Genomic DNA, 24,835 nt, shown 5'->3' with positions numbered 1-24,835 from the left:
ATCACCGGTTACGCACTCCCGATCGGCACGCAGGACCGGATCTCCGGTGTGCGGCTCGACTGTGGACTCTCAGTGATCGCTCAGCGTCCTCTGGGCTTGCTCTGCGCAACGACCGGAAGGGTCACCCGCGGCGGCGGATCGTGCCGCCACGACGCAGGAGGACGACGGCGCATGGTGCTGGAGACGCTGGTCCCGCCGGGGGCCCCGGCCCCGGGGACGACGGCGGTGGGGGCGCCCCGCGGGCGCGACGGATCCACCCCGTGCCCGGCGGTGCAGCGGTGAGCGCGGTCGAGACCACCGCCGGGATCGCACCGGGCCCGGAGCCGTCGCGGCGCCGCCGCCGCAGGCGTCGGGCGGGTGCCGTGCTGGGGGTGCTCGTGGTGCTGCTCGGCGGCGCGGGCGCCGGGGTGGGCGCGGTGACGCTGGCCGCGCCCCCCGGTACCGGGCCGGTCGAGGCGACCGCCGAGTGGGCCCGCGACCACGGGCTGAACTGGCTGGTCACCGGCCTGGAGAAGCTCCAGTACGCCGTGGGCGCGCCGTCCGAGGGCGGTACCCCGGCCGGCGGGATCCCGCGGGCTCCGGGTGCGCTGTCCGACCCGGCGTCGACGCCGCCGCTCGCCCCGGTCGCGGCGGGAGCCCCGCTGCCCGGGGAGGGCGTGTGGCAGACCGTCGTCGCCGACCACGGGCGGCCCGCGGTGCAGGTGACGACGCTGCGGGTCGACGACACCCACACCTCCTACCTCGCCGGGGTGCTGCGGATGGACCCCGCGCTGGTGCGGGGCACCCTGCACCCGGGCGTCGGCGAGCCCGCCGGGCGCTGGCACGCGTCGACGTCGCTGGCCGGGAGGGCGGGTGCCGGCGTGGCGGTGGCGTTCAACGGCGGGTTCAAGCTGTCCGACCCCAGTCACAACGGCTACTACGCCGAGGGCCGCACGGTCGCGCCGCTGCTGCCCGGCAAGGCCAGCCTGGTCCTGCACACCGACGGCCGGGCCGACGTCGGGGCCTGGGGCACCGAGGTCGGGATGGGGCCGGACGTCGCGAGCGTGCGGCAGAACCTGCTCCCGCTCGTCGACGACGGCGCGGTGAACCCGACGTGCGCCACCGGCGGCACCGCGGAGTGGGGCAGCACGGTCGGGCAGAACGCGTTCGTCCACCGGTCCGGGTTCGGCGTGACCGCCGACGGCACCGAGGTGTACGTCGCCGGACCGGCGCTGTCGGTGTGCACGCTGGGCAGGCTGCTCGCCGACGCCGGCGTGGTCCGCGGCATGGAGCTGGACATCAACCCGGCCTGGGTGAGCGGGACCTACTTCCACGACCGGCCCGGGCACACCCCGCAGGGGTTCGCGCTGTTCCCAGCCGAGCAGGTGCCGCCCACCCACTACCTCGCGCCGACGATGCGGGACTGGTTCGCCTGGTACCTGCGGTCGTGACCGGGCGGTGGGTCCCGCCCGGGACGGGTCAGTCCTCGGGCGGGGCCTCGCCCAGCTCGTCGGCCTCCGCACCGGCGGCGGCGATCTCCTCCTTGACCACCCCGTAGGCGACCCCGGGCCCGTAGCCCTTGCGCGCGAGCATGCCGACCAGCTTGCGGGCGCTGGACTGCCGCTCCTCGCGGCTCCCGACGGGCAGGCTCCGCAGCCGCCGTACGACGAGCTCGCGGGCCCGGTCGCGTTCGGAGTCGTCGTCGATACCGGTGAGCGCCTCGTCGGCGATCTCGCGGTCGACGCCCTTGCGGTGCAGCTCCATCGCGATCGCCCGCTTGCCGAGGCCGCGGTGGCGGTGGCGGGACCGGACCCACTGTTCGGCGAAGGCCTGGTCGTCGACGAGTCCGACCTCGTCGAACCGGTCGAGGACGCGGTGCGCGACCTCGTCGGGGATCTCCTTGCGACGCAGCGCGTCGCCGAGCTCCTTGACCGTGCGGGCGCGGTCGGTGAGCAGGCGCAGGCAGATGTCGCGGGCGCGGGTCTCCTGCTCCTGCGGTGTCTCGACGCGTGGGGTGGCGTCCTCGCCCCGACGTCTCCCCCGGCCACGGCCCTCTCCGCGGCGCCGGCCACGGGGGGTGGTGCTCTCCTCGACCGGGTCCGGCCCGGTGTCCTCGGGCGCGGCGGCACGGTCGGTCGCGCCTGCCACGGCGGCCGGACGCCGACGCGCGGTCGCGCCGTCGCGACGGGGTCCGCTGCGGCGAACGCCCCGTCCGGACAGCTCCTCGAAGGAGACCACACGGGGTGAGCCGGGTCCCGCACCGCCGACGCCGCCGTCGGCGCTCTCCCCGGAGGCCGGGTCGAGCCCGGGGCCGGGGCCGGGGCCGTCGAGGGTCAGCCTGCGGACCGGGGCGGGGGCCGCCGCCCCGTCCGTCGCGCCGTCCGCCGCCGATCCCGTGGACCAGGCAGCCGGCGGGTCGGTCGCCGTCGTGGGGGCCTCGTCGGCACCGCTCAGCGCGGCGAACGAGACCTGGTGGGGGCTCGTGTCCCAGCCGGGGACCGCCGGGGGCTCGGCGACGGACTCGTCCGGCTCACCGCCGGTCGGGTCGGCGGTCCGGATCGCGGGCGGATCCTGCTCGTCGGTGACCGACGGGGTCACGCCGAACAGTTCGTCGAGCGGGACGGTGCGGGGCCTGACCGGCTCCGCACCGTCCCGTCCGGACGTGCCTCCGGACCCGTCGCGCTCGCCGGTCACGCTCAGAAGTCGACCGGGGCCGGGAGGGGCTCGACCGGGCTGGTCTCCTCGGCGTCGACGACGGCGCCGATCCCCAGCTTCTCCTTGATGCGCTTCTCGACCTCGGCGGCGACGTCCGGGTTCTCCTTGAGGAACTTGCGGGCGTTCTCCTTGCCCTGCCCCATCTGGTCGCCCTCGTAGGTGTACCAGGCACCGGACTTGCGGATGATCCCCTGCTCGACGCCCACGTCGATCAGCGAACCCTCCTTGGAGATGCCGACGCCGTAGAGCACGTCGAACTCCGCCTGCTTGAACGGCGGGGCCACCTTGTTCTTCACGACCTTGACCCGGGTCCGGCTGCCGACCATGTCGGTGCCGTCCTTCAGGGTCTCGATGCGGCGGATGTCCATGCGGACCGACGCGTAGAACTTCAGCGCCTTACCACCGGTCGTGGTCTCCGGGGACCCGAACATCACGCCGATCTTCTCGCGCAGCTGGTTGATGAAGATCGCGGTGGTGCCGGAGTTGCTGAGCGCACCGGTGATCTTCCGCAGCGCCTGGCTCATCAGCCGGGCCTGCAGGCCGACATGGCTGTCGCCCATCTCGCCCTCGATCTCGGCGCGCGGCACGAGCGCGGCCACCGAGTCGATGACGATGATGTCGAGCGCGCCGGAGCGGATCAGCATGTCCGCGATCTCCAGCGCCTGCTCACCGGTGTCCGGCTGGGAGACCAGCAGGTCGTCGGTGTCGACGCCGAGCGCCTTGGCGTACTCCGGGTCGAGCGCGTGCTCGGCGTCGATGAACGCCGCGACGCCTCCGGCGGCCTGCGCGCTCGCGACGGCGTGCAGCGCGACGGTCGTCTTGCCGCTGGACTCCGGGCCGTAGATCTCGACGACGCGGCCGCGCGGGATGCCCCCGACGCCGAGCGCGACGTCGAGCGCGATGGAGCCCGTGGAGATGGCACTGATCGGGACGCGGGTCTGGTCGCCCAGGCGCATCACCGATCCCTTGCCGTGGTTCTTCTCGATCTGGGCGAGGGCGAGTTCGAGCGCCTTGCCGCGGTCCGGAGCGGACATCTCTTGACTCCTCGCTGGTGGTCGACGATCGGGTCCTGCTGGTGTCTTTCGGGGAGGCACACCACAACGGTATGGGGTACCCCTGACAGTTACGGGCCCGGATCGGCGCCTGTGGACAACTCGTCCGACACCGCGCCGCAGGACCGGTACCGCGAGCCCTGGCGGAACCGTAGACGAACACGCGTTCGATCCGACACCGCGACACGCCGACCGGGCACCCACGGGAGCCGAGCGGTCCCCACGACCGCCCGGGACGCCGCTACCGCCGTGCGGGTGGGACCTCGTAGGCCGCGCAGACCGCGCGCCAGACCCGGCGCAGGTCGAGACCCGCCTCGATCGCCTGCTCGACGGTCCGGCCGCCGAGGTCGGAGAAGACGTGGTCGCGGGACAGCGACGCCGCCCGCACCGGCCCGAACTCGCCCTCCATCAGTTCCCGGAAGTGGCTCAGTCGCACGCCCGCGAGGGTAGACGGGTCACCCGTTCCGTGTGGTGTCCGCCCGTTGACGGCCCCGGAGCCGGTAGCCTGGGTGATATGTCCGAACTGCTCGCGACCGTCCCGGTCGACGTCGCCGACGAGGTCCTCGCGACGACCGGCATCGGGTCGCCCCTGGCGTGGCAGGTCGTGTCGCTGCTCGCGCTGCTGTCCGCGCTGGTCGTGCTGGTGCGCTGGTGGCTCCACCAGCGCCGTCGCTGAGGGTCCAGATCAGCCGGCCGCCGGGCGTCCCGTGCGGGCCGGGCGCGCGACCACCAGCAGGAACGGCACCGTCGCCACGACCACCAGCGCGCCGAGCAGCGCGTAGGACGACACCGTCACGAGCACCCCGGCCACGATCCCGGCGGCGGCGCCGGCCAGGTTCATCGCCACGTCCACCCAGCCCTGCACCCGCGGCCGGTCGGCCACCGCCAGCGACGCCGTGAGCTGCGCCGACCCGCCCACCACCGCTGCCGACCAGCCCAGACCGAGCAGCACCAGGCCCACGGACAGCAGGCCGGTCGAGGTCGGCGCGGCGAGGGCGCAGACCACCCCCGCCAGCGGCAGCAGCACCCCGGCACCGGCCAGCACCCGGGCCGGTCCGAGCCGGTCGGCGAGCCACCCGAACAGCGGGCTGAGCGCGTACATCCCCGCGATGTGCAGGCTGATCACCAGCCCGACGACCGACAGCGCCGCGCCGCCGTGGTCCATGTGCACCGGGGTCATCGACATCAGCCCGACCATCACCGCGTGCCCGAGCACGATGCCGACCGCGCCGAGCAGCGCGGGGCGCGAGGCCCGCAGCACCGCCCACGGCCGCACCGCCGCGGCCCCGGGCGCGGTGGCCGGCGTCCCCGCGTGCTCCCGGGCCCGCAGCAGCGGGTCGGGCCGCAGACCCAGCCACCCGGTCAGGGCCGCCAGGGCGAAGGCGACCGCGCAGAGCAGGTACGGACCGGCGACACCGGGCAGCCCGGCCGACACGGCCACGGCGGCCGGCGGACCGAGCAGGTTCGGCCCGGCGACCGCACCGACCGTCGTCGCCCACACCACCAGCGCGAGCGCGCGGCCGGCCCGCGCCGGCGCGGCCAGGTCGGTGGCGGCGTAGCGCGCGGCGAGCCCGACCGCCGTCCCCGAACCGATCAGCAGCAACGACACCAGCAGCAGCGCCACCGAGCCGGTCGTCGCCGCGACGACCGCACCGACCGCACCGAGCAGTCCCACCAGGTGACCGCCGACCAGCGCGGGACGCCGTCCCCGGGCCTGGGCCACGCGTGCGACGACGGCGGCCGCACCCGCCGCGCCCAGCACGCTCGCCGTCGACGCGACGCCACCGACCGCGGGCGAGCCGGACAGCCGGGACGCGACCAGCGAGCTCGCGGCGATCGAGGTCGCCACGGCCGTCCCGCCGAGCACCTGCCCGATCGCGAGCACCGCCAGCAGGCGGGGCTGGGCGGGGTCCTGCGGCGGGGAGGCGGCGTCGGGTGCGGCGGTCACGGGCGGATGCTGCCGTGCCACGGCCGCCGCGCGCCAGGGCGTTACGCTCCGGCCCGGCCACACGAGCGGAGGACGGTGGACATGGCGGGCACGACCCCGAACACACGCAGGTCGGCGGGCACGGACGACGCGGAGCTGCAGAACGCCTACCGCATGGTCTCCGACGTGCTGGCCGGAGCGGTGCGCGAGACCCTCGCCGCGCCGGGGCCCGACCCGGCCCGGTTCGCCGTGCGCAGGCTGACCGCGGTCGACCGGGACATGCCGCCGGACGCCACCCCGCCCGGCTGGTCGCTGGCCTTCCTGGTGCTGGCCGACTGGTACGACGCCGCCCGCACCGCGCTGGCCGACCACGACGACCGCTCCGAGCGGGCACTGGGCTGGATCGGGAGCAACCTGGGCCCGCGCTACGCAGCCCGGGCCCGCTACACGGTCGCCCCGCTCGTCGACCCGGCCGACGCCCGCGAGACCTCGCACTACGTCGACGCGCTGGGCGTGGACTTCCTGGCGTCGATGGTCTGGACGGTCGCGGCGGTCGTCGCCGAGTTCCCGGCCGAGGACACCGCGGAGGTCTGGCCCCGCACGAGGGCCGACGCCGCCCGCTGACGTCGCAGGTCACGCCCGGTCCGACGGGCGCTCGACGGGTGACTGTCGGACCCCACCCGCATGATGGTCGGCGTGACCGCACTCGAGGGCTTCTCCCCCGCCACCCGCCAGTGGTTCGAGGGGGCCTTCGCCGCGCCCACGGCGGCCCAGGAGGGCGCCTGGTCCGCGGCGCAGGCCGGGCGCAACGCGCTCGTCGTCGCGCCGACCGGGTCCGGCAAGACCCTCGCCGCGTTCCTCTGGGCGCTGGACCGGCTCGCCGCCACCCCGCCGCCCGCCGAGCCGAAGCACCGCTGCCGGGTCCTCTACGTCTCACCGCTCAAGGCGCTCGCCGTCGACGTGCAGCGCAACCTGCGCTCGCCGCTGACGGGCATCCGCCAGGCCGCACAGCGGCTCGACGAGCCGGTCCCCGACATCACCGTCGGGATGCGCACCGGCGACACCCCGGCCGACGAGCGACGCCAGTTCCAGCGCACCCCGCCGGACGTGCTGGTGACCACCCCGGAGTCGCTGTTCCTGCTGCTCACCTCGGCCGCGCGGGAGTCGCTGCGCGGGGTGACGACGGTGATCCTCGACGAGGTGCACGCCGTCGCCGGGACGAAGCGGGGGGCGCACCTGGCGGTGTCGCTGGAACGCCTCGAGGAGATCACCGAGGCCACCCCGCAGCGGATCGGGCTCTCGGCGACCGTGCGCCCGGTGGACGAGGTCTCGACGTTCCTGTCCGGCACCCGCCCGGTCGAGGTCGTGCAGCCCGCGATCCCCAAGACGATCCGGGTCGAGGTGCAGGTCCCGGTGCCCGACCTGGCCGCGCTCGACGAGCGGCCCGCCCCGGGCAGCACCGACGAGGAGGTCGTCGGGTCCGCCGCGGGCACGGCGCGCAAGCCCTCGATCTGGCCCGCGGTGGAGGAGCGGCTGCTCGGCCTGGTGCGCGAGCACCGTTCGACCATCGTGTTCTCCAACTCCCGCCGGCTCGCCGAGCGGCTCACCTCCCGGCTGAACGAACTCGCCGCCGAGCAGGAGGCCGCGGCCCTGGAGGAGGCCGCCGACCTCGACGCCGACGCCCCGGGCGCGTTCCCGGCCGAGGCGGTCGGGCAGTCCGGGGTGGGCGGCGGGGCCGCGCCGACGGTCGCCAAGGCCCACCACGGCTCGATGTCGCGCGACCAGCGGACCCTGGTCGAGGAGGAGCTGAAGTCCGGCGTGCTGCCGTGCGTCGTCGCGACCTCCAGCCTGGAGCTGGGCATCGACATGGGGGCGGTCGACCTGGTCGTGCAGGTCGAGGCGCCGCCGTCGGTCGCGTCCGGGCTGCAGCGGGTCGGGCGCGCTGGGCACCAGGTGGGCGCGGTGTCCGAGGGCGTCGTGTTCCCGAAGTACCGCGGGGACCTCGTGTCCTGCGCCGTCGTCGCCGAACGGATGACGACCGGGTCGATCGAGTCCACGCGCTACCCGCGCAACCCGCTCGACGTGCTGGCCCAGCAGATCGTCGCGATGGTCGCGATGGAGTCGTGGCAGCTGTCCGACCTCGCCGCGACGATCCGCCGGGCGGCCCCGTTCGCGGCGCTGCCGGACTCCGCGCTGCACTCGGTGCTGGACATGCTGGCCGGGCGCTACCCGTCCGAGGAGTTCGGCGAGCTGCGCGCCCGCATCACCTGGGACCGGGTCACCGACGAGCTGCGCGGCCGCCCGGGCGCGCAGCGCCTGGCCGTCACCTCCGGCGGCACCATCCCCGACCGCGGCCTGTTCACCGTCATGACCCCGGGCGGCGCGGACGGCGCCGGGTCACGGGTCGGCGAGCTCGACGAGGAGATGGTCTACGAGTCCCGCGTCGGGGACACGTTCCTGCTGGGGACCTCGTCGTGGCGGGTCGAGGACATCACCCACGACCGCGTGATCGTCACCCCGGCGCCGGGGGTGCCCGCCCGGATGCCGTTCTGGAAGGGCGAGTCGATCGGGCGGCCGCTGGAGCTGGGCCGGGCCGTCGGCGCGTTCGTGCGCGAGATGTCCGGGCTGGCCGACGCCGACGCCCGGGAGCGCGCCGCCGCAGCCGGGCTGGACGAGTGGGCCTGCGACAACCTGCTGTCCTACCTGCGCGAGCAGCGCGAGGCGACCCGGCACGTGCCGAGCGACCGCACGATCCTCGTCGAGCGGTTCCGCGACGAGCTGGGCGACTGGCGCCTCGTCGTGCACTCGCCGTTCGGGGCGCAGGTGAACGGGCCGTGGGCGCTGGCGATCGCCGCCCGGATGCGGGAGCGCCGCGGGGTCGAGGTGAGCGCGTCGGGCGCCGACGACGGGATCGTGCTGCGCCTCCCGGACGCCGTGGACGACAACGGCACCGAGGTCGTCCCGAGCGCCGAGGACGTGCTGCTGGAGCCGGGTGAGATCGAGCAGATCGTCGTCGCGGAGCTGGGGAACTCGGCGCTGTACGCGTCGCGGTTCCGGGAGTGCGCCGCGCGGGCGCTGCTGCTGCCCCGGCGCGACCCGCGCCGCCGCAGCCCGCTGTGGCAGCAGCGGCAGAAGTCGGCGCAGCTGCTGAGCGTCGCGGGCAAGTTCGAGCAGTTCCCGATCACCCTGGAGGCGATGCGGGAGTGCGTGCAGGACGTCTACGACCTACCCGGCCTGCGCGAGCTGATGGGCGACGTCGCCGCGCGGAAGGTGAAGGTCGCCGAGGTCGAGTCGTCGCAGCCGTCGCCGTTCGCGCGCAGCCTGTTGTTCGGCTACGTCGGGATGTTCCTCTACGAGGCGGACGCGCCGCTGGCCGAGCGCCGCGCGGCCGCGCTGTCGCTGGACTCGACGCTGCTGGCGGAACTGCTCGGCTCCGAGGCGATCCGGGAGCTGCTCGATCCGGAGATGCTGGCCGAGATCGAGGGCCAGCTGCAGCGCACCGACCCGGACCGGCACGCCCGCGACATGGAGGGCGCCGCGGACCTGCTCCGCTTCGTCGGCGACCTGTCCGAGGCCGACGGGCGGGCCCGCGGTGTCGACCCGGCGTGGCTGGCGCAGCTGGAGCGCGACCGCCGGGCGCTGCGGGTGCGGATCGCCGGCGAGGAACGGTTCATCGCGATCGAGGACGCCGGCCGGATCCGGGACGCGCTGGGCACGGCGCTGCCGGTCGGGGTGCCGGAGGCGTTCACCGAGCCGGTGCCCGACCCGCTCGGGGATCTCGTGCTGCGCTGGGCGCGCACGCACGGGCCGTTCACCGCCGCCGAGCTCGCCCGCCGCTTCGGGCTGGGCGTGGCCGTGGTCGCCGGGGTGCTGGAGCGGCTCACCGGCACCGGTCGGCTGATGAAGGGCGAGCTGCGCCCGCAGGCGTCGGTGCCCGCCGGTTCCGGCGGCGAGCTGGAGTACTGCGACGCCGAGGTGCTGCGACGGCTGCGGCGCGCGTCGCTGGCGAAACTGCGGCACGAGGTCGAGCCCGTCGAACAGCGGGCGCTGGGCCGGTTCCTGCCGCAGTGGCAGGGCGTCCAGGTGCGGTCGGGCTCCGAGCGGCGAGGCCGGGTGCGCCGTGCACCGGGTGCCGAGGACGTGCTCGGTGTGGTCGAGCAGCTCGCCGGGGCGCCGCTGCCGGCGAGCGCGGTCGAGTCGCTGGTGCTGCCGGCCCGGCTACCGGGCTACACTCCCGCGCTGCTCGACGAGCTGACCGCCGCCGGTGAGGTGACCTGGGTCGGGTGCGGCGCACTGTCCGGGCAGGACGGCTGGCTGGCACTGGCCCCGGCCGACGTGGCGGACCTGCTGCTGCCCGCCCCCGACCTGGACACCGCGGGCACCCCGCTGCACACCGCGGTGCTGGCCGCGCTCGGGCTGACCGACCCGGCCGCGCTGACCGACCCGGAGGCCGCACCGGACTCCGGGGGCGGCGCGCTGTTCTTCCGCGAGCTCGCGACCCGGGCCGGGGTGCTGCTGACCGAGCAGGACGAACCGGCCCCCTCCGACGACGACGTCGTCGCGGCGGTCTGGGACCTGGTCTGGGCGGGCGCGCTCACCAACGACACGCTCGGCCCGCTACGGGCCCGGCTGTCCGGGGGCGGCGGGCGGCGTGGCGCGTCCGGGCGGCAGGGCGGGGCGCACCGCACGGCACGCCGGCCGGCCCGCGGGCGTTACGCGCAGCTGCGTGCGGGGCGGCCGTCGATGCCCAGCCGGACCGGGCCGCCGTCGGTCGGCGGGCGCTGGTCGGTGGCCGTGCCGCGCGAGCCCGACCCGACCCGCCGTGCGCACGCCACCGCGGAGGCGTTCCTGGAACGCCACGGCGTGCTCACCCGGGGCGCGTTGGGCACCGAGCGGGTCACCGGCGGGTTCGCCGCGGTCTACAAGGTGCTCCGGGCGATGGAGGAGTCCGGCCGGTGCCGGCGCGGCTACATCGTCGAGGGGCTCGGCGCGGCGCAGTTCGCGGTACCGGGCGCGATCGACCGGGTCCGGGCCCTCGCCGGGACCGACGGCGGCCCGTCCCCCGCCCCGCCGACCGGTCCGCGCCGCCTCGGTGCCGGGCCGGGCGCGGTCGTCGCCGACCCCACCGACCCGGCCGGGTCCGTGGACCCGACCGGGGACGGCGAGCCCCTGCCCGACGACCTCTCCGGCGAGGCGGCCGGGTTCCCGGGCTCCGACGACCTCTCCGGCGACGTCGCGGGGCTCCCGCGGGGCGACGACCCGTACGCGGGAGTGCCCGAGGACCTGCGCGGCGGCCTGGGCGGGCTCGGCGGCGCCGGCCGCCACGGCGAGTTCGACGGCGCCGGTCGCCGCCCGCAGGCACCGCGGGAGGCGTGGCGCGAGCTGTCCCGGGTGGTGCTCGCCGCCACCGACCCCGCCCAGCCCTACGGCGCGGCCCTGCCCTGGCCGGACACGACCGGCGAGACCCGGCACCGCCCCGGTCGCAAGGCCGGCGCCCTGGTCACCCTGGTCGACGGGGCGCCCGCGCTGTACGTCGAACGGGGCGGGAAGTCGCTGCTGTCGTTCACCGAGGACCGCGACGAGCTGCGCGCCGGCGCCGAGTCGCTCGCCGGGGCGGTGCACGAGGGCTGGCTCGGGTCGCTCGCCGTGGAGCGCGCCGACGGGCAGGACTCGCTGGTCTCGGCGCTGTCCGAGGTCCTCACCGAGGCCGGGTTCCGGGTGACGCCGAAGGGGCTGCGGCTGCGGGCCTGACCGGGCACCTACCCCCGTCGGACGCCCGCGGCCGGACCGTGGGGGGTGCGGCCGGGGCAGGCGCGCGGGCGGCCGGAGTCGGTACACATCTGACGGAGGTCCCCCGTGACGCTCGAACTGGCCCTGCCCGACGGCAGCACCCGCTCGGTGGAGGTCCACCGGGTCTTCAACGCCGGGTATGCCGGACGCGCCCAGGAGGAGGTCGCCGCGCACGTCGCCGAGCTGCCCGAGCTGGGCGTGCCGGCCCCGGACACGGTGCCGGCGCTCTACCCGGTCTCGCCGTACCTGGCGTCGCAGACCGACCGGGTCCCCGCCCAGCACGGCCGGACCTCCGGCGAGGCGGAGTGGGCGCTGGTCGTCGGTGACGACGTGACCGACCCGCTGCTGACCGTCGCCTGTGACCACACCGACCGCGCCCTGGAGGTGCACGGCGTGGCGTGGAGCAAGAACGCGGGTCTCGACGTCCTGGGCCGGAAGGCCTGGCGGCTGTCGGAGGTCGCCGACCGGCTCGACGACATCACCCTGCGCGCGTGGGTCCGTCACGGCGGCACCGAGGAGCTCGTGCAGGACGCGACGCTGGCCGCCCTGCTCCCGCCCGGGTACTGGGTCGGCCTGCTGCGCGAGCGCGGCTGGCTGGTGCCCGGCACCGTCCTGCTGTCGGGGACCGTCGCGATGAGGTCGGGGGTCGACCAGTTCGCCGACGCCTGGCGGGTGGAGCTGCACGACCCGGCCACCGGCGACACGATCGGCCTGGCCTACGAGGTCGACCGGCTCCCGGAGCCGATCGGCTGACCGGCCGCCCGGCGGGGACCGGTCAGCAGGTCCGGTGGACGTGGCCGGGATCGCCCGCGGGCACCCGGCGCCGACCGTGACGCCCGCCGCACCGGCGGGCGCGGCCGCCGCCCGTACCGGGTGGCACCATCGCTGTCATGATCCGTCGCTCCCCCGGCACCCCGTCCCGCGACCGCCGTCTCGCTCTCGGGCTCGCGGGGCTGCTCGGCACCGCCGCCGTCCTGCACGTGGTGCGTCCCGAGCCGTTCGACTCGATCGTGCCGCGCAGCCTGCCCGGGGAGCCCCGGTTCTGGACCTACGCCTCCGGGGCCGCCGAGGGCGCCGTCGCCGCGGCGGTCGCGCATCCGCGGACCCGGCGTGCGGGCGGCTGGGCCGCGGCAGCGCTGTTCGTGGCGGTGTTCCCGGCGAACGTGTCGATGGCGCTGCACTGGGACCGCACGGACCCGCTGTACCGGGCGATCGGCTGGGGACGGCTGCCGCTGCAGGTCCCGCTGGTGCTGTGGGCGGTGCGGATCGCCCGCAGCGCCCCGCGCGGCTGACCGGAGGGTGGACCGCCGGTAGACCGAAGTCGATCGTCCACCGCCCGATGCCCGCTGCACCGGACGGACCCGCCGGGGTCTGATGGCGCCGGGCCCGGGACCGCCGGCGTCCACGTCGTCGCTCGGGGGGACACATGACGTCGTCGACCACGGTCCGGGACTCCGCCGCTGCACCCACGGCGGTTCCGCGGCTCGCGCGGCTGCCCGTCGGGATCGTCGCCGGGGTGGTGGCCGTCGTCCACCTCGTCATGGGGGCGCTGGGGCGCGGGTACTGGTTCGACGAGGCGCTGATGCTGGCGATCGGACGGCACCACCTCAACTGGGGGTCGGCCGACCAGCCCCCGGTCGCACCGGCGCTGGCCGGGCTCGCCGACGTCCTCGCACCCGGGGTGAACGGGGTGCTGCGGATCGCGCCGTCGCTGGCGACGGCGGGTGCGGTCGTCGTCGCCGCACTGATCGCCCGTGAGCTGGGCGGCGACCGCCGCGCCCAGGTCCTCACCGCGCTCGCCCAGGCCACCGGGCTGTGGGTGACGCTGTTCGGGCACTTCCTCACGCCGTACTCGCTGGAACCGCTGCAGTGGGCGCTGCTGCTGTGGCTGCTGGTGCGCTGGACCCGCGTGCGCGACGACCGGCTGCTCCTCGCCGTCGGCCCGCTCCTCGGCCTGGCCGCGCTGACGAAGTTCCAGGTGATCCTGCTGGGCGCGGTGCTGGTCCTCGCGATCGGCCTGGCCGGGCCGCGGGCGATGCTGCGGCGGCCCGCGTTCTGGTGGGCCGCCCTGCTCGGTGCACTGATCGCGTCACCGACACTGGTGTGGCAGGCCGTGCACGGCTGGCCGCAGCTGCGCATGACGTCGGTCGTCGCGCAGGAATCGGTGCTGTTCGGCGGGCCGGGCCCCAACGCGGTGGCGATGCTGCTGCTGGCCGGGCTGCTCGGCACCGTGCTCGTCGTGGTCGGGGCGGTCGCGGCGTTCACGACGCCGCGGCTGCGGCCGTACCGCTTCGTCGCGGTGACCTTCCTCGTGCTGTGGATCGTGTTCGCGGTGACCGTGGGGCGTGCCTACTACCTGTGCGGTCTGCACGGTGCCGTCGCCGCGCTCGGGGCGGTGTGGTTCCAGGAGCGGCGCGCGACCGGGCGACGGCGGTGGTCCTGGGTGGCGTGGCCGGCCGGGGTGCTGTCGGTCGCCCTCGCCGCGGCGATGCTGTCCGCGAGCGCCGGGGCGGCCGACCCCGCCGTGCCGGAGCGGATCGTCGGCGAGGTCGCCCGCGTCCGCGACGGGCTGCCCCCGGACCAGCGGGACCGCTCCGTCGTGGTGGGCGGCTCGTACATCTTCGCCGCCTACGTCGACACCGCCGACCCCGCGCTCGGCCTGCCGCCCGGGTACAGCGGCAACCGCAGCTACGGCTACTTCGACCCGCCCCCGGACGACCACGACGTCGTGATCTTCCTCGGCAGGGACCCCGGCCTGCTGGCGCCCACCGGGGTGGTACTGCGACCGGTCACCGACCTCGGCGACGGCAACCGCGTCTGGCTGGGCGAGGGCATGACGCACCCGTGGTCGCAGGTGTGGCCGCAGCTGCGGACGCTCGTCGTGGACTGAGCCCGGCCGGTCCGGGCCCGCCCGGGTAGCGTCGCGGTCGTGCCCGAGGGAGACACCGTGTACCTGGCCGGCAAGCGGCTGCACACCGCGCTGTCCGGGCACGAGCTGCTGCGCGGCGAGCTGCGCCATCCGCGCCTGGCCGAGCACGACCTGGCCGGGCTGACCGTGACCGGCGTCGTCTCCGTCGGCAAGCACCTGTTCACCCGGTTCGACGACGGCCGCAGCCTGCACAGCCACTTCCGGATGGACGGCTCCTGGCACCTGTACCGGCCCGGCATGCGGTGGCGCCGGGTCGCGCACGAGGCGCGCGCGGTGCTGGAGACCGCCGACCGGGTCGCCGTCGGGTTCGCCCTGCACGACCTGGAGCTGCTCCCCACCGACGACGAGGACACCCTCGTCGGGCATCTCGGGCCCGACCTGCTCGACCCGGAGTGGGGCCCCGGCCACGACGCCGAGGCGCTGCGCCGGATGACCGCCCGGGCCGACCACCCGCTCGGGCTGGTGCTGCTCGAACAGCGGGTCATGGCCGGTCTCGGCAACCTCTACCGCAACGACATCTGCTTCCTGCTCGGGCTCACGCCCTGGGTGCCGATCCGCGACGTGCCCGACCTGCCCGGGGTCATCGACCTGTCGCGGCGGCTGCTGTCGTCGAACAAGGACCGCCCGGAGCAGACGACGACCGGCTCGCTGGCCGCCGGCGAGTCGCACTGGGTGTTCGAGCGGCCCGGACGTCCGTGCCGCCGGTGCGGGACCCGCATCCGGACCGCCGACCAGGGCGACGACCACCGGGCCCGGGTCACCTACTGGTGCCCGCGCTGCCAGACGGGACCGTCCCCGCGGCCGGTGCGCCGGGCCACCGGCCCGCGCCGCGGTGCCCCCGGGCGACCGCCGCCCGGCGCCGCCCGCACCCGCTGAGCCCTGCTGCCACGGGCGCCACCGGCGGCCGGGGCCCGCGGAGGGCCGCCCGGGCCCGGACACACGTCCGCCGCGGTCCCTGGGCGGGGCCGCGGCGGACGGTGCGGAACGGGCGAGCGGCTCAGGCGGTGCCGGGCTGCTGCTGGTTCTGGGTGTTCTGTTGCTGGGCCGGCGCCGGCGAGGACGGCAGCTGCTGCTGCGGCTCCCCCTGGCCCACCTGCGGGGCCTGCTGGCCCCCGGCGATCGGCGCCCCCGACATCGACGCCCGGATCTGCTCCAGCCGCGACATGCCGGCCATGTCGGTGGTCGACTGCTGGACCTCCAGCATCCGGCCCTGCACCGAGTTCTGGGCCAGCTCCGCGGACCCGAGCGCGGTGGCGTACCGCTTCTCGATCTTGTCGCGGACCTCGTCGAGCGAGGGGGCGTTGCGCGGCGCGGACAGCTCGCTCATCTGCTGCAGCGACTTCGCGGCCTGCTCCTGCATCTTGGCCTGCTCGAGCTGGCTGAGCAGCTTGGTGCGCTCGGCGATCTTCTGCTGCAGCATCATCGAGTTCCGCTCGACGGCCTGCTTGGCCTGTGCGGCGGCACCGATCGACTGGTCGTGCAGCGTCTTGAGGTCCTCGACGCCCTGCTCCGCGGTCACCAGCTGGGTCGCGAAGGTCTGCGCCGACTGCTCGTACTGCTGGGCCTTCTGCTCGTCGCCCTGGGAGCGGGCCTGGTCGGCCAGCACGAGTGCCTGCCGCGCCGACGACTGCAGCTTCTCGATCTCACCCAGCTGCCGGTTCAGCTTCATCTCCAGCTGGCGCTGGTTGCCGATCACCGCGGCCGCCTGCTGCGACAGCTGCTGGTGCTGGCGCTGGGCGTCCTCGATGGCCTGCTGGATCTGCACCTTCGGGTCGGCGTGCTCGTCGACCTTCGACGAGAACAGGGCCGACAGATAGCTGAAGAACTTGGTGAATCCGTTGGCCATCTCTGCGCGTCCTCCGCCTGCGTTCGCTCGCGACCGTGCCCGCCACCACGGCGGGCGTGCGGACCCCGGACCGACCCCGCGTTCCCCCCGTGGTCGGCACCGGACCTCCGGCCCTGTCCATCCTGGCATCGCTGCCGGTCTGTCCGCACCCTACCGCGCAGGAGCGGTCGGCCGGGGCGGGCCGTGCGATCAGGCGGCCGAGGCCACCGGCCCGCCCGAGGACGCCGGTGCGGCGACCACGGAACCCGGCCGCCCGGCCAGCCGCAGCTCGGCGTGCCGCTGCCCGATCGGGACGAGCACGTCGTCGCGACGGCCCGCGGCCGCGGCGGACGTCGCCGTCGCCATCTCGGCGGCGACGGTGGTCAACAGGTCCGGCACGGAGACCCCGAGCGCCTCGCAGATCGCCGCGAGCAGCTCGCTGGAGGGCTCCTTGCGCCCGCGCTCGACCTCGGAGAGGTACCCGAGGCTCACCCGCGCGGCCCGCGAGATGTCGCGCAGCGTGCGCCGGCGCGCGGTGCGCACCTCACGCAGCCCACTGCCGATCGCTTCCCGCAGCAGCATGTGCCCTCCTCGACTGCTCCCCGGACACCCGGTGATGTCTCACCGTACCGACTTCCCCGGTTCCCACGCGCCGTGACGCTGTCCGCCCACGGCGAACACCTCAACGCCGCGCGGGCCCCGGATCGTCCCCGCAGGTCAGGCGGGCCGGGGACGGACCGCCTTGCGGACGTAGTCGGCACCGGTCACCACCGTGAGCACCAGCGCGACGGCCATCACCGCCCACTGGAGGACGAGCACGGCGGTCGCGGCGGCGGTGCCGGGGCCCAGCAGCTCCGGCAGCGGCAGCAGGAACAGCCCGATCGCGACGGTCTGGGCGACGGTCTTGGCCTTGCCACCGCGGCTGGCCGGGATGACCCCGCGACGGCGGATCACGACGAAGCGCAGCGCGGTGATGCCGAGCTCGCGGACGACGATCACGATCGTCACCCACCACGGCAGCACCCCGAGGAGCGACAGCCCGATCAGGGCGGCGCCCATCAGGGCCTTGTCCGCGATCGGGTCGACCAGCGCACCGAACCAGGTGACGAGCCCGCGGCTGCGGGCCAGCTGGCCGTCGAGCCGGTCGGTGGCCGCCGCGATGACGAACACGGCGAACGCGACCAGCCGCCACACCACGTCCTCGCCGCCGTCGACGAACAGCGCGACGACGAACACCGGGACGAGCAGCAGCCGCAGGACGGTCAGCGCGTTCGCGATGTTCAGCAGCGGCGGGTCACCGACTCCGGCGGTGCCCCCGGCCGGGTGCGAGCTCATCCGGCTGCGGAGGCCGCCGGGACGGCCGCGGCCGGCACGCGCGGGTCGAGCAGTTCCAGGGCCTCCACCAGCAGGTCGACACCCTCGGTGTCCACGACGCGGCAGCGGACCAGGTCACCGGGTCGCAGCGAGTCCGGCTCCGGGCCGTCCTGCGCCGCCCCGACGACGGTGGACTCGCCGTCGGCGTCGGGGCCCTGGTGCGCGGCGCGGCCGGTGCAGTCGTCCTCGTCGCTCTCCCCGGACTCGACGAGCACGACGACCTCGGTGCCGATGCGTTCCTCGGCACGCTGTTCCATCAGCTCGTCGACCAGTGCGGAGATCCGCGCGACGCGGGCCTGCACCTCGGCCGGGTCGACGTGCCCGTCGTAGCCCTCGGCCTCGGTGCCGTCCTCGTCGGAGTAGCCGAACACACCGACGGCGTCGAGCCGGGCACCGGTGAGGAAGGCCTCCAGCTCGGCGAGGTCCTCCTCGGTCTCGCCGGGGAACCCGACGATGACGTTGGAGCGGATCCCGGCCTCCGGGGCGAGCGCGCGGATGCGCTCGCAGAGGTCGAGGAAGTCGGTGCGCGACCCGAAGCGGCGCATCCGGCGCAGCACCCGCGCCGACGCGTGCTGGAACGACAGGTCGAAGTAGGGCGCGACGCCCGGCGTGGTCGCGATGACCCGGAGCAGGTCGGGCCGCAGCTCGGCCGGCTGCAGGTAGGCGACCCGGATCCGCTCGATCCCGTCGATCCCGGCGAGCTGCGGGAGCAGGTCGACCAGCGCGCGGGTGCCGCCGGGGAGGTCCTTGCCGTAGCTGGTGGAGTTCTCGCTGACCAGCACGATCTCGCGCACGTCCTGCCGGGCGAGCCAGGCGGCCTCGCCGAGCACGTCGGCCGGCGGGCGGGACACGAAGCTGCCGCGGAAGCTCGGGATGGCGCAGAAGGCGCAGCGGCGGTCGCAGCCCGACGCGAGCTTCAGCGACGCGACCGGTCCGCCGGACAGGCGGGTGCGCGCGATGTCGGGCACCCAGTCGTGACCGGGGACCGAGACGTCCGCCGCCGCGGCCGGGCGCTCGACCGGCGAGATCGGCAGCAGCGTGCGGCGGTCGGTGGGGACGTGCGGGGCCGGGGCGTGCCCGCCCAGGACGTCGCCGAGGCGCTCGGCGAGCTCGGGGTAGGCGTCGAAGCCGAGCACCGCGTCCGCCTCGGGCAGGTCGGCGGCCAGCTCGGCGCCGTAGCGCTCGGCGAGACAGCCCACGGCGACGACCTTCGCCCCCGCCGGGCGGGCCACGTCCGAGGCGGCCAGCACGGTGTCGATCGAGTCCTTCTTCGCCTGCTCGACGAATCCGCAGGTGTTGACGACGATGACGTCGGGGCTGCCGTCCTCGGCGTCGACCAGCTCCCAGCCGGACCCGGCCAGGCGGCCCGCGAGCTCCTCGGAATCGACCTCGTTGCGCGCGCAGCCCAGCGTCAGCAGGGCGGCGCGGCGGGGTGCGTTCTCGGGGGAAGCCACGGGTACCAGGGTAGACGCCGAGTCCGACGGCCCCGGTCTAGGCTCTCCTGCCGTGCCCGAGCCCGTCCCCGCCCCGGTTCCCGACGTGGTCGTCCGCCGTGCCCGCACCCGCGACGTCCGCCGGATCCGCGAGCTCGTCGACGAGTACGCGGGCACGGTGCTGCTGGCCAAGGAGACCGTGACCCTCTACGAGGCGGTCCCGGAGTTCCTCGTCGCCGAGGTCGACGGCACGGTCGTCGGCTGCGGCGCCCTGCACGTGCTCTGGGAGGACCTGGGTGAGATCCGCACGGTCGCGGTGTCGCCGTCGGTGCTGGGCCGCGGGGTCGGGCACCGCATCGTCGCCGCCCTGATCGACCGCGCGCGCGAGCTCGGGCTGGAGCGGCTGTTCGTGCTCACGTTCGAGAAGCAGTTCTTCGCCCGGCACGGCTTCGCCGAGATCGACGGGACACCGGTGTCGGCCGAGGTGTTCGCGGCGATGCTGCGCAGCTACGACGCCGGCGTCGCCGAGTTCCTCGACCTCGCCCACGTGAAGCCGAACACCCTGGGCAACGTGCGGATGCTGCTCACCCTCTGACCTCAGCCGGTGGCGGCCCTCACCGCCGCGACCACGGCCCACACCAGCGCGGCGACGATCACGACGACCAGCGCCACCACCAGCAGCACCGGCGCCAGCGCCACGACGACGCCGATCAGCACCTTCGCCGCGGTCCCGAGCGCGGCGAACCCGCCCTTGATCGCGCCCCACACCGGGTTGTCACCGCGGGCGAGGGCCTTGCCCGCCCCGAGCGCGGCGCCGAGACCGGGCCCGCCGTCGGCCGCCATCCGCTCCAGTGAGTCGGCCAGGCGGTCGACCTGGTCGCAGGCGAGCGCGGCGAGCCGGTCGACGAGTGCGGCCAGGAGCCGCTCCCCGGCGTCGCGCAGCTGCGTCGTCGGGTCGGGCGGCGCCGGCGGGGTCGCCGTGCGCGGCGCCCGGGCCTGCGGGACCGCGGGGGCCTCCTGTGTCGCGGTGCTCATCGGGTCCTCGCGGGTACGGCCATCACGATCGGTCCTCTCGGTTCCGGGTGTGTGTCGGTTTCCGCCCGCCCGGGCGGGGGAACGCTGCAGTTCGAGCCGACGAACGGAGGGAGCGCGCCCATGCGGCCACCGGACCGGTCGACGCTGGACCTGCTGCTCCTCGGCGCGATCCACGACGCCCCCGGCGACGGGGCCGCGGTCCGCGACGCCGTGCTCGACCGCTCCGGCGGCGCGCTCGTCCTGTCGGCGGGCCCGGTGTACCGGGCACTGCACCGGCTCGAACGGAACCGGCTGGTGCGACGCCCGGCCGGCAGCCGCGGGTACCGGCTGACCCCGGGCGGGGAGCGGGTGCTGAGGTCGCGGACCCGCGAGTTCGAGGCGCACGTGCGGGCGGTGCGCGCGGTGCTGCCCGGCGGGGGTGTCACGAGCGGTGCCGGGGCAGCAGCGGGCCGAGCGGGCCGAGCTCGAGGTTCAGGTCCGCCGCGGTCAGACCGAACTCCGCGGTGAGCTCGTCCATCGCCTCCTCGAGGTGCATGAGGGCGGTGCCGAGGTCCTCGACCTCGTCGTCGGTGAGGTCGCCCTGCTCGACACGGCGCAGCGCCTGGCGCTCCATGAGCTGACGCAGCAGCTCGACGATCGTCAGCACCAGCTTCATGAGGTCGCGGCGGACGGCGTCGCGGTCGATGTCGATCCGGCCACCGGGGCGCGGGTCAGGCGTCATCGGGCGGCTCCTCCCCCGCCTGCCGCCCGGCCGGGGCGATCGACACGATCAGCGCGCGCAGCGAGATGCGGATCAGGTCCACCCCGGCCAGCGAGACGGTGACGTCCCCGGCCAGCACGACCCCGCCGGCGAGCAGCCGGTCCAGCAGGTCGACCAGCGCGACCTCGCGGTGGGCGAGGCCGGTCTCCCCCGTGCTCACCGCTCCTCCTCGACGAACGAGTACGGCACCCACGGCCCGGTGACCTCGACGGTGAGCCCGGCGCCGTCCGCGGCCCCCGCGACGGCGGCGCGCCAGGTGTCGCGGTCGGCGTCGTCGACCAGGTAGGCGCCGTTGAGGACCATCGGCTCGGTGCGTCCGGTCAGCGCAGGGGCGTGCAGCCGGTGCCGTCGCGTCGTCACCGCGGCCCGCGCCGCCGCCTCGTGCAGCCGTTGCGCCGCGGCGTGGGCGGCGTCGTCGTCACCCGCGACGCGGTCGAGCTCCCGGCGACGGCGGCGCAGGTACTCGGCCCCGGACGAGGCCCGCCCGGCGTCGCGGCCCTCCGGCCGCGGCGTGGCGTAGGCCTTCACGCCCCACTCGGTGCGGCCCCGGAGCCGGTCCAGGACCTCGGCGAACGCGGTGCGCCGTTCGGTCAGCACGGCGCGGACCCGGTCGTCGTCGCGGTAGACCGTCGCGAGGGCGAGCGGCGCGACGACGGTGCGCGCACCGAGCGCGTCGACGACGGCGTGGTGCTCCCGCGCGGTGGTCGCCAGCCAGGTCAGGTCCTCCAGCCGGGCGGTCAGGGCGCTCTCGCCGAAGTCGGACTCGGGGACGGTGCCGGTGGCGGCCCAGAGCGCGTCACCGCCGGTCACCGTGTGCACCGGGCGGCCCCCGATGCCTGTGAGCCCGGCCAGGTCGGGCGGGGCCGCGTCGCCCACGGCGTAGACGTAGGTCAGGTCCACGGCTCAGTCCTTCCCGCGTGCCGGGCGACGGGTGGTGGTCGTGCGGCGCCGCCGGGTGGCGGCGGGGCGGGTGCGACGCGGTGGGGCCTCGGGTCCGTCCTCGTCCCGGTCCGCGACGGCCCGGTCGATCGACCTCTCGACGGCGGCGTCGTCGGCCCGGGCCGACTCCCCGTCGGGACCGTCGTGGGTGTCGTCGGACGGCGTGGACCGCTCGACGGCGGGGAGCAGGCGTTCGAGGCGCTCCACCCGGTCACGCAGCCGTGCGTTCTCCTCCTCCAGCGCGTCGCGGCCGCCCGACAGCGTCGGGTCGCGCTCCCACCAGTCGATGCCCATCTCCTTGGCGCGGTCCACCGAGGCCACGACCAGGCGGATCTTGATGGTCAGCAGCTCGATGTCGAGCAGGTTCACCTGGATGTCGCCGGCGATGACGATGCCCTTGTCCAGGACGCGCTCGAGGATGTCGGCCAGGTCGGTGCCCGACTGCCGGGGTGGTTGCTCGCTGCGGCGCTGCGGCGCACCGGGGCTGCTCCAGCGGACGGCGTCGCTCATGGTCCTCCCTCAGTCGTCGTCGCCGCGGCCGCGCGGGTAGCGCCGGACCCGCTGGTACGACATCAGCTCGGCCTCGTCGTCGAGCTCGGCCTCGTAGACGGCGAGGACGTCGGAGGAGTCGGGGATGCGCTCGGTCTCGACGACCTCGACACCGACCAGCCAGCTGTCGTCCTGCTTGCGGACGAACGTGACCCCCTCCGGTGCGCGGCCGGTCATCTCCACGATCTGTTCGACAGCGGCGCGGGCGGCCGCGCGGGCGCCGATGCGACGCCGGGGTGGGTCGGGTTGCTCCTCCGGCTCCTCGTCCTCGGAGTCCTCGGGCTCCTCGTCCTCTGTCACCTCGTCGTCCGGTCCCTCGTCCTCGGCGGAGTCGTCCTCGTCGTCGGCACCGGACTCGTCCACCATCGGCTCGGGCTCCTCCTCCTCCTCGGATCCGGGATCGGGCTCGGACTCGGACTCGTCGAAGTCGAGATCGGTCTCCCGGTCGTCCCCGGTGTCGCTGTCGGCCCCGTCGCCGGGCCGGACCTCGTCCCCGGTCCCGTCGTCGGCCCCGGTGTCGTCCAGGACCTCCTCGTCCTGGTCGCCCACCGGCTCCCGGTCCGGCTCGTCGCGGCCGGCGCGTCCCCGCCGCGGGCCTCCGCCCGCCGGCCGACGCCGCGGGGGCTGTTCCTCCGTGTGGCCTCGGCGACGTCGTGGCGCCGCCGGGGCCCGGTCGCCGTCACGGGGCCGGCTGCGGCGCGCGGGCCGCTCCCGGGTCGCCCCGTCGTCACCGGACCGGCGACGACGGGCGGGCTCGTCCCCGGCGGAGCGACGACGCACCGGCCGATCGCCGGTGTCGCGACGCCGCTCGGACCCGCCGTCCCGCGCACCGCGTCCGTCCCGCTCCGACGACGCGTCGGCGGCCCGGTCGTCCGCGGTGTCGGAGCGACGACGCGGCGGGGCGTCACCCTCCCCGGACCGACGGCGTCGCGGAGCATCCTGGGACCGGCGGCGCGGCGCGGCGTCGTCGTCCGCCGACCGGCGGCGGGGCGGGTCCTCCCCGTCCCGCGACCGACGCGGCGGAGCCTCCCCCGCCCGTCGCCGCACCGGAGACTCCGATCCGTCCCGCCGACGGGCCGGCTCTCCTGACCGGCGACGACGCGGTCGCTCGTCGGACGGCCGGTCCTCCGCCTCAGCCACGGCCGTCCCCCGGTCGCCCCGTCAGCCGGGCCAGCAGGACCTCCTGACGCGCGTCGCGGTCGGCCTCGGAGATCTCCCCCTGCTCGTAGGCCCGTTCGACCTCGTCGATCTGCCGGCGCACCGCGACCGGGTCGTAGAGCCGGGCATGGGCCTGTTCCTGCAGCTGCTCCCCCACCCAGACGACGCCGCGCAGCGGTGCGAGCGGCAGCCCGAGCAGGCCGCGCAAGAGCCCCATCAGCCCTCGGCCTCCGGTGGTTCGGGCAGGAAGTCGTACGGTGCGACCGGGCCGATCAGGCGCAGCCGCACCCGCTCGTCCCACTCGTCGCCGAGCGCGTCGACGGCCTGCTCGAAGTCGCCGACCCGGTCGCGGTGCACCAGCAGCGCCAGCTCGACGGCGCCGTCCTCGCTGGCGGGCTCCTTCACCGACGTCGCGACCGCGAACGGGCCCAGCCGCTCCACGGCGAGGTCCGCGTCGTCGGACCGGATGCGCTCGACGTGGCCCGCGATCGCCTCACCGAGCCGGATGCGCTCGTAGTACGTGGCGTCCGGGTCCTTGCCGCGCACGGCCTCACCGAGCTGCTGGATCTCCGGGTCGGCCTCGACGATGCCCGCCACCAGGCGGTCGGAGTCGTAGCGGCCGGCCAGCACGAACTGCCGGCAGCCGTCGAGCTGCTCCAGCGCCCAGGCGAAGTACTCCTGGTGCGCGGCGAGGAGCTCGTCGACGACGGCGCGATCGTCGTCGACGACGCCGCCGAACCGCATCGGCAGCACGGTCGTGCTCCCGGCCAGGGTGTTCACGGTGCGCTCGTGGGCCAGGAGGTCCTCGCGGCTGCCCAGCGGGGCGTCGCGCGGGACGTCGCTGACGACTGCGGCGAGCCGCCCGTGGTCGATCACCGCCACCTCCTCACCGCCCCCGACGGGCGTCAGCCCCTCGGGCAGGTCGATGTCGGCGGCGACGACGGCGTAGACGTAGGTCGCGCTGCTCACCCGCTCTTCTCCTTCCGTGAGCGACGCTCACCCCGGAGGTCGTCGAACTTCTCCTTGCCCGCCTCGATCACTCCTTTGGTGGCTCCTTTCGAGACCCCTTTCGAGCCGCCCTCCGAGATGCCGCTGACGACCTCGCCGAGGTCCTTGCCGCCCTTCTGGTGCAGGTCGAGGCGGTTGGTGGCCTCCGCGAACCGCAGATAGGTGTCCACACTGGCGACGACGATGCGGGCGTCGATCGTGACGAGCTCGATCCCGACCAGCGACACCTTCACGAAGATGTCGATGACGAGACCCTTGTCCAGGATCAGGTCTATGACCTGGGCGAGGTCGCCCTGCGGGGCGCGGTCGACCCGGCCGCCGCCCCCCTGTCGATGGCTGACGGTCACGGTGTCCGTCCCTCC

At 75.6% G+C, this 24,835-nt stretch carries 26 protein-coding genes and 2 pseudogenes; 11 read left to right on the top strand and 17 right to left on the bottom strand.

The genetic code is table 11. The features are described from left to right. Window positions 1–278: 278 nt before the first annotated feature. On the top strand, window positions 279–1,430 hold the full coding sequence (locus ZF1_RS08735) for a hypothetical protein (RefSeq protein WP_482636963.1): 1,152 nt from the start codon (window positions 279–281) through the stop codon (window positions 1,428–1,430). A gap of 28 nt (window positions 1,431–1,458) precedes the next feature. Here ZF1_RS08735 and ZF1_RS08730 read toward each other — a convergent pair whose 3' ends face one another. From ZF1_RS08730 to ZF1_RS08720, 3 genes are all read right to left on the bottom strand, one after another. Next, window positions 1,459–2,673 (bottom strand): regulatory protein RecX, encoded by a 1,215-nt coding sequence (locus ZF1_RS08730; RefSeq protein ID WP_482636962.1) that lies wholly within the window; start codon window positions 2,671–2,673, stop codon window positions 1,459–1,461. A 2-nt stretch (window positions 2,674–2,675) separates the two neighbouring features. Beyond that, complete coding sequence (gene recA, locus ZF1_RS08725) at window positions 2,676–3,728, bottom strand: recombinase RecA (RefSeq protein WP_073578091.1); 1,053 nt, start codon at window positions 3,726–3,728, stop codon at window positions 2,676–2,678. 259 nt (window positions 3,729–3,987) lie between these two features. Next, window positions 3,988–4,182 (bottom strand): DUF3046 domain-containing protein, encoded by a 195-nt coding sequence (locus ZF1_RS08720; RefSeq protein ID WP_476654187.1) that lies wholly within the window; start codon window positions 4,180–4,182, stop codon window positions 3,988–3,990. Between the two features lie 78 nt (window positions 4,183–4,260). On the opposite strand from ZF1_RS08720, the gene ZF1_RS08715 reads away from it, so the two are divergent. Further along, on the top strand, window positions 4,261–4,422 hold the full coding sequence (locus ZF1_RS08715) for a hypothetical protein (RefSeq protein ID WP_167379121.1): 162 nt from the start codon (window positions 4,261–4,263) through the stop codon (window positions 4,420–4,422). Between the two features lie 9 nt (window positions 4,423–4,431). On the opposite strand, the gene ZF1_RS08710 is transcribed toward ZF1_RS08715, so the two are convergent. Then, window positions 4,432–5,694 (bottom strand): MFS transporter, encoded by a 1,263-nt coding sequence (locus ZF1_RS08710; protein WP_482636961.1) that lies wholly within the window; start codon window positions 5,692–5,694, stop codon window positions 4,432–4,434. 81 nt (window positions 5,695–5,775) lie between these two features. On the opposite strand from ZF1_RS08710, the gene ZF1_RS08705 reads away from it, so the two are divergent. The 7 genes and pseudogenes from ZF1_RS08705 (at window position 5,776) to ZF1_RS08675 (ending at window position 15,268) form a co-directional block, all read left to right on the top strand. Beyond that, window positions 5,776–6,297, top strand: a complete 522-nt coding sequence (locus tag ZF1_RS08705; protein ID WP_073578093.1) for a hypothetical protein — start codon at window positions 5,776–5,778, stop codon at window positions 6,295–6,297. Window positions 6,298–6,357: 60 nt separating this feature from the next. Continuing rightward, a pseudogene (locus ZF1_RS08700) lies at window positions 6,358–10,725 on the top strand (ATP-dependent helicase); the annotation flags it as partial. 333 nt (window positions 10,726–11,058) lie between these two features. Next, window positions 11,059–11,424, top strand: a pseudogene (locus ZF1_RS08695) (hypothetical protein); the annotation flags it as partial. 105 nt (window positions 11,425–11,529) lie between these two features. After that, entirely contained in the window at window positions 11,530–12,216 is a 687-nt protein-coding gene (locus ZF1_RS08690; RefSeq protein ID WP_482636960.1) for a DUF2848 domain-containing protein, read from the top strand. Window positions 12,217–12,353: 137 nt separating this feature from the next. Continuing rightward, on the top strand, window positions 12,354–12,755 hold the full coding sequence (locus ZF1_RS08685; RefSeq protein ID WP_405418509.1) for a MauE/DoxX family redox-associated membrane protein: 402 nt from the start codon (window positions 12,354–12,356) through the stop codon (window positions 12,753–12,755). 134 nt (window positions 12,756–12,889) lie between these two features. Beyond that, complete coding sequence (locus ZF1_RS08680) at window positions 12,890–14,353, top strand: glycosyltransferase family 39 protein (RefSeq protein WP_482636959.1); 1,464 nt, start codon at window positions 12,890–12,892, stop codon at window positions 14,351–14,353. A 39-nt stretch (window positions 14,354–14,392) separates the two neighbouring features. Further along, entirely contained in the window at window positions 14,393–15,268 is an 876-nt protein-coding gene (locus ZF1_RS08675) for a DNA-formamidopyrimidine glycosylase family protein (RefSeq protein ID WP_482636958.1), read from the top strand. Window positions 15,269–15,389: 121 nt separating this feature from the next. Here ZF1_RS08675 and ZF1_RS08670 read toward each other — a convergent pair whose 3' ends face one another. The 4 genes from ZF1_RS08670 to rimO all read right to left on the bottom strand — a co-directional run bounded on the left by ZF1_RS08670 (window position 15,390) and on the right by rimO (window position 19,045). Next, the gene (locus ZF1_RS08670; RefSeq protein ID WP_208819455.1) at window positions 15,390–16,238 is read right to left on the bottom strand and encodes a PspA/IM30 family protein; all 849 of its coding nucleotides are present in this window, start codon (window positions 16,236–16,238) and stop codon (window positions 15,390–15,392) included. Window positions 16,239–16,427: 189 nt separating this feature from the next. After that, a complete protein-coding gene (locus tag ZF1_RS08665) occupies window positions 16,428–16,799 on the bottom strand; it encodes a helix-turn-helix domain-containing protein (RefSeq protein ID WP_062401203.1) in 372 nt (123 codons plus the stop codon). 135 nt (window positions 16,800–16,934) lie between these two features. After that, a complete protein-coding gene (gene pgsA / locus ZF1_RS08660; protein WP_405418514.1) occupies window positions 16,935–17,552 on the bottom strand; it encodes a CDP-diacylglycerol--glycerol-3-phosphate 3-phosphatidyltransferase in 618 nt (205 codons plus the stop codon). Further along, a complete protein-coding gene (rimO, locus tag ZF1_RS08655; RefSeq protein ID WP_476654181.1) occupies window positions 17,549–19,045 on the bottom strand; it encodes a 30S ribosomal protein S12 methylthiotransferase RimO in 1,497 nt (498 codons plus the stop codon). The genes pgsA and rimO overlap by 4 nt, the downstream gene beginning before the upstream one ends. Before the next feature lie 52 nt (window positions 19,046–19,097). Between rimO and ZF1_RS08650 the strand changes: the two genes are divergently transcribed. Next, a complete protein-coding gene (locus ZF1_RS08650; RefSeq protein ID WP_482636957.1) occupies window positions 19,098–19,619 on the top strand; it encodes an amino-acid N-acetyltransferase in 522 nt (173 codons plus the stop codon). 2 nt (window positions 19,620–19,621) lie between these two features. Here the strand turns inward: ZF1_RS08650 and ZF1_RS08645 are convergent, their stop codons facing one another. Further along, window positions 19,622–20,059: a hypothetical protein gene (locus ZF1_RS08645; RefSeq protein ID WP_482636956.1), complete on the bottom strand. Its 438-nt coding sequence runs from the start codon at window positions 20,057–20,059 to the stop codon at window positions 19,622–19,624. A gap of 120 nt (window positions 20,060–20,179) precedes the next feature. On the opposite strand from ZF1_RS08645, the gene ZF1_RS08640 reads away from it, so the two are divergent. After that, window positions 20,180–20,566 (top strand): PadR family transcriptional regulator, encoded by a 387-nt coding sequence (locus tag ZF1_RS08640; RefSeq protein WP_405418520.1) that lies wholly within the window; start codon window positions 20,180–20,182, stop codon window positions 20,564–20,566. On the opposite strand, the gene ZF1_RS08635 is transcribed toward ZF1_RS08640, so the two are convergent. The 8 genes from ZF1_RS08635 to gvpJ all read right to left on the bottom strand — a co-directional run bounded on the left by ZF1_RS08635 (window position 20,481) and on the right by gvpJ (window position 24,820). After that, entirely contained in the window at window positions 20,481–20,780 is a 300-nt protein-coding gene (locus ZF1_RS08635; RefSeq protein WP_062401193.1) for a gas vesicle protein K, read from the bottom strand. The two genes, ZF1_RS08640 and ZF1_RS08635, sit on opposite strands and share 86 nt — an antisense overlap. After that, window positions 20,770–20,979, bottom strand: a complete 210-nt coding sequence (locus ZF1_RS08630) for a gas vesicle protein (protein WP_062401191.1) — start codon at window positions 20,977–20,979, stop codon at window positions 20,770–20,772. Before ZF1_RS08630 ends, ZF1_RS08635 begins: the two co-directional genes overlap by 11 nt. After that, on the bottom strand, window positions 20,976–21,719 hold the full coding sequence (locus ZF1_RS08625; protein WP_405418523.1) for a GvpL/GvpF family gas vesicle protein: 744 nt from the start codon (window positions 21,717–21,719) through the stop codon (window positions 20,976–20,978). The genes ZF1_RS08630 and ZF1_RS08625 overlap by 4 nt, the downstream gene beginning before the upstream one ends. Before the next feature lie 3 nt (window positions 21,720–21,722). Further along, complete coding sequence (locus tag ZF1_RS08620; RefSeq protein WP_482636955.1) at window positions 21,723–22,268, bottom strand: gas vesicle protein; 546 nt, start codon at window positions 22,266–22,268, stop codon at window positions 21,723–21,725. Window positions 22,269–22,277: 9 nt separating this feature from the next. Continuing rightward, a complete protein-coding gene (gene gvpO, locus ZF1_RS08615) occupies window positions 22,278–22,856 on the bottom strand; it encodes a gas vesicle protein GvpO (protein WP_482636954.1) in 579 nt (192 codons plus the stop codon). Between the two features lie 583 nt (window positions 22,857–23,439). Beyond that, a complete protein-coding gene (locus ZF1_RS08610; protein WP_062401189.1) occupies window positions 23,440–23,682 on the bottom strand; it encodes a gas vesicle protein GvpG in 243 nt (80 codons plus the stop codon). Next, entirely contained in the window at window positions 23,682–24,434 is a 753-nt protein-coding gene (locus ZF1_RS08605) for a GvpL/GvpF family gas vesicle protein (RefSeq protein WP_308818520.1), read from the bottom strand. Before ZF1_RS08605 ends, ZF1_RS08610 begins: the two co-directional genes overlap by 1 nt. Next, complete coding sequence (gvpJ, locus tag ZF1_RS08600) at window positions 24,431–24,820, bottom strand: gas vesicle protein GvpJ (protein WP_062401185.1); 390 nt, start codon at window positions 24,818–24,820, stop codon at window positions 24,431–24,433. The genes ZF1_RS08605 and gvpJ overlap by 4 nt, the downstream gene beginning before the upstream one ends. Window positions 24,821–24,835: the final 15 nt, after the last annotated feature.

Source organism: Pseudonocardia sp. ZF1 (genome assembly GCF_056835605.1).
This window is presented reverse-complemented; position numbering and strand designations above follow the sequence as displayed.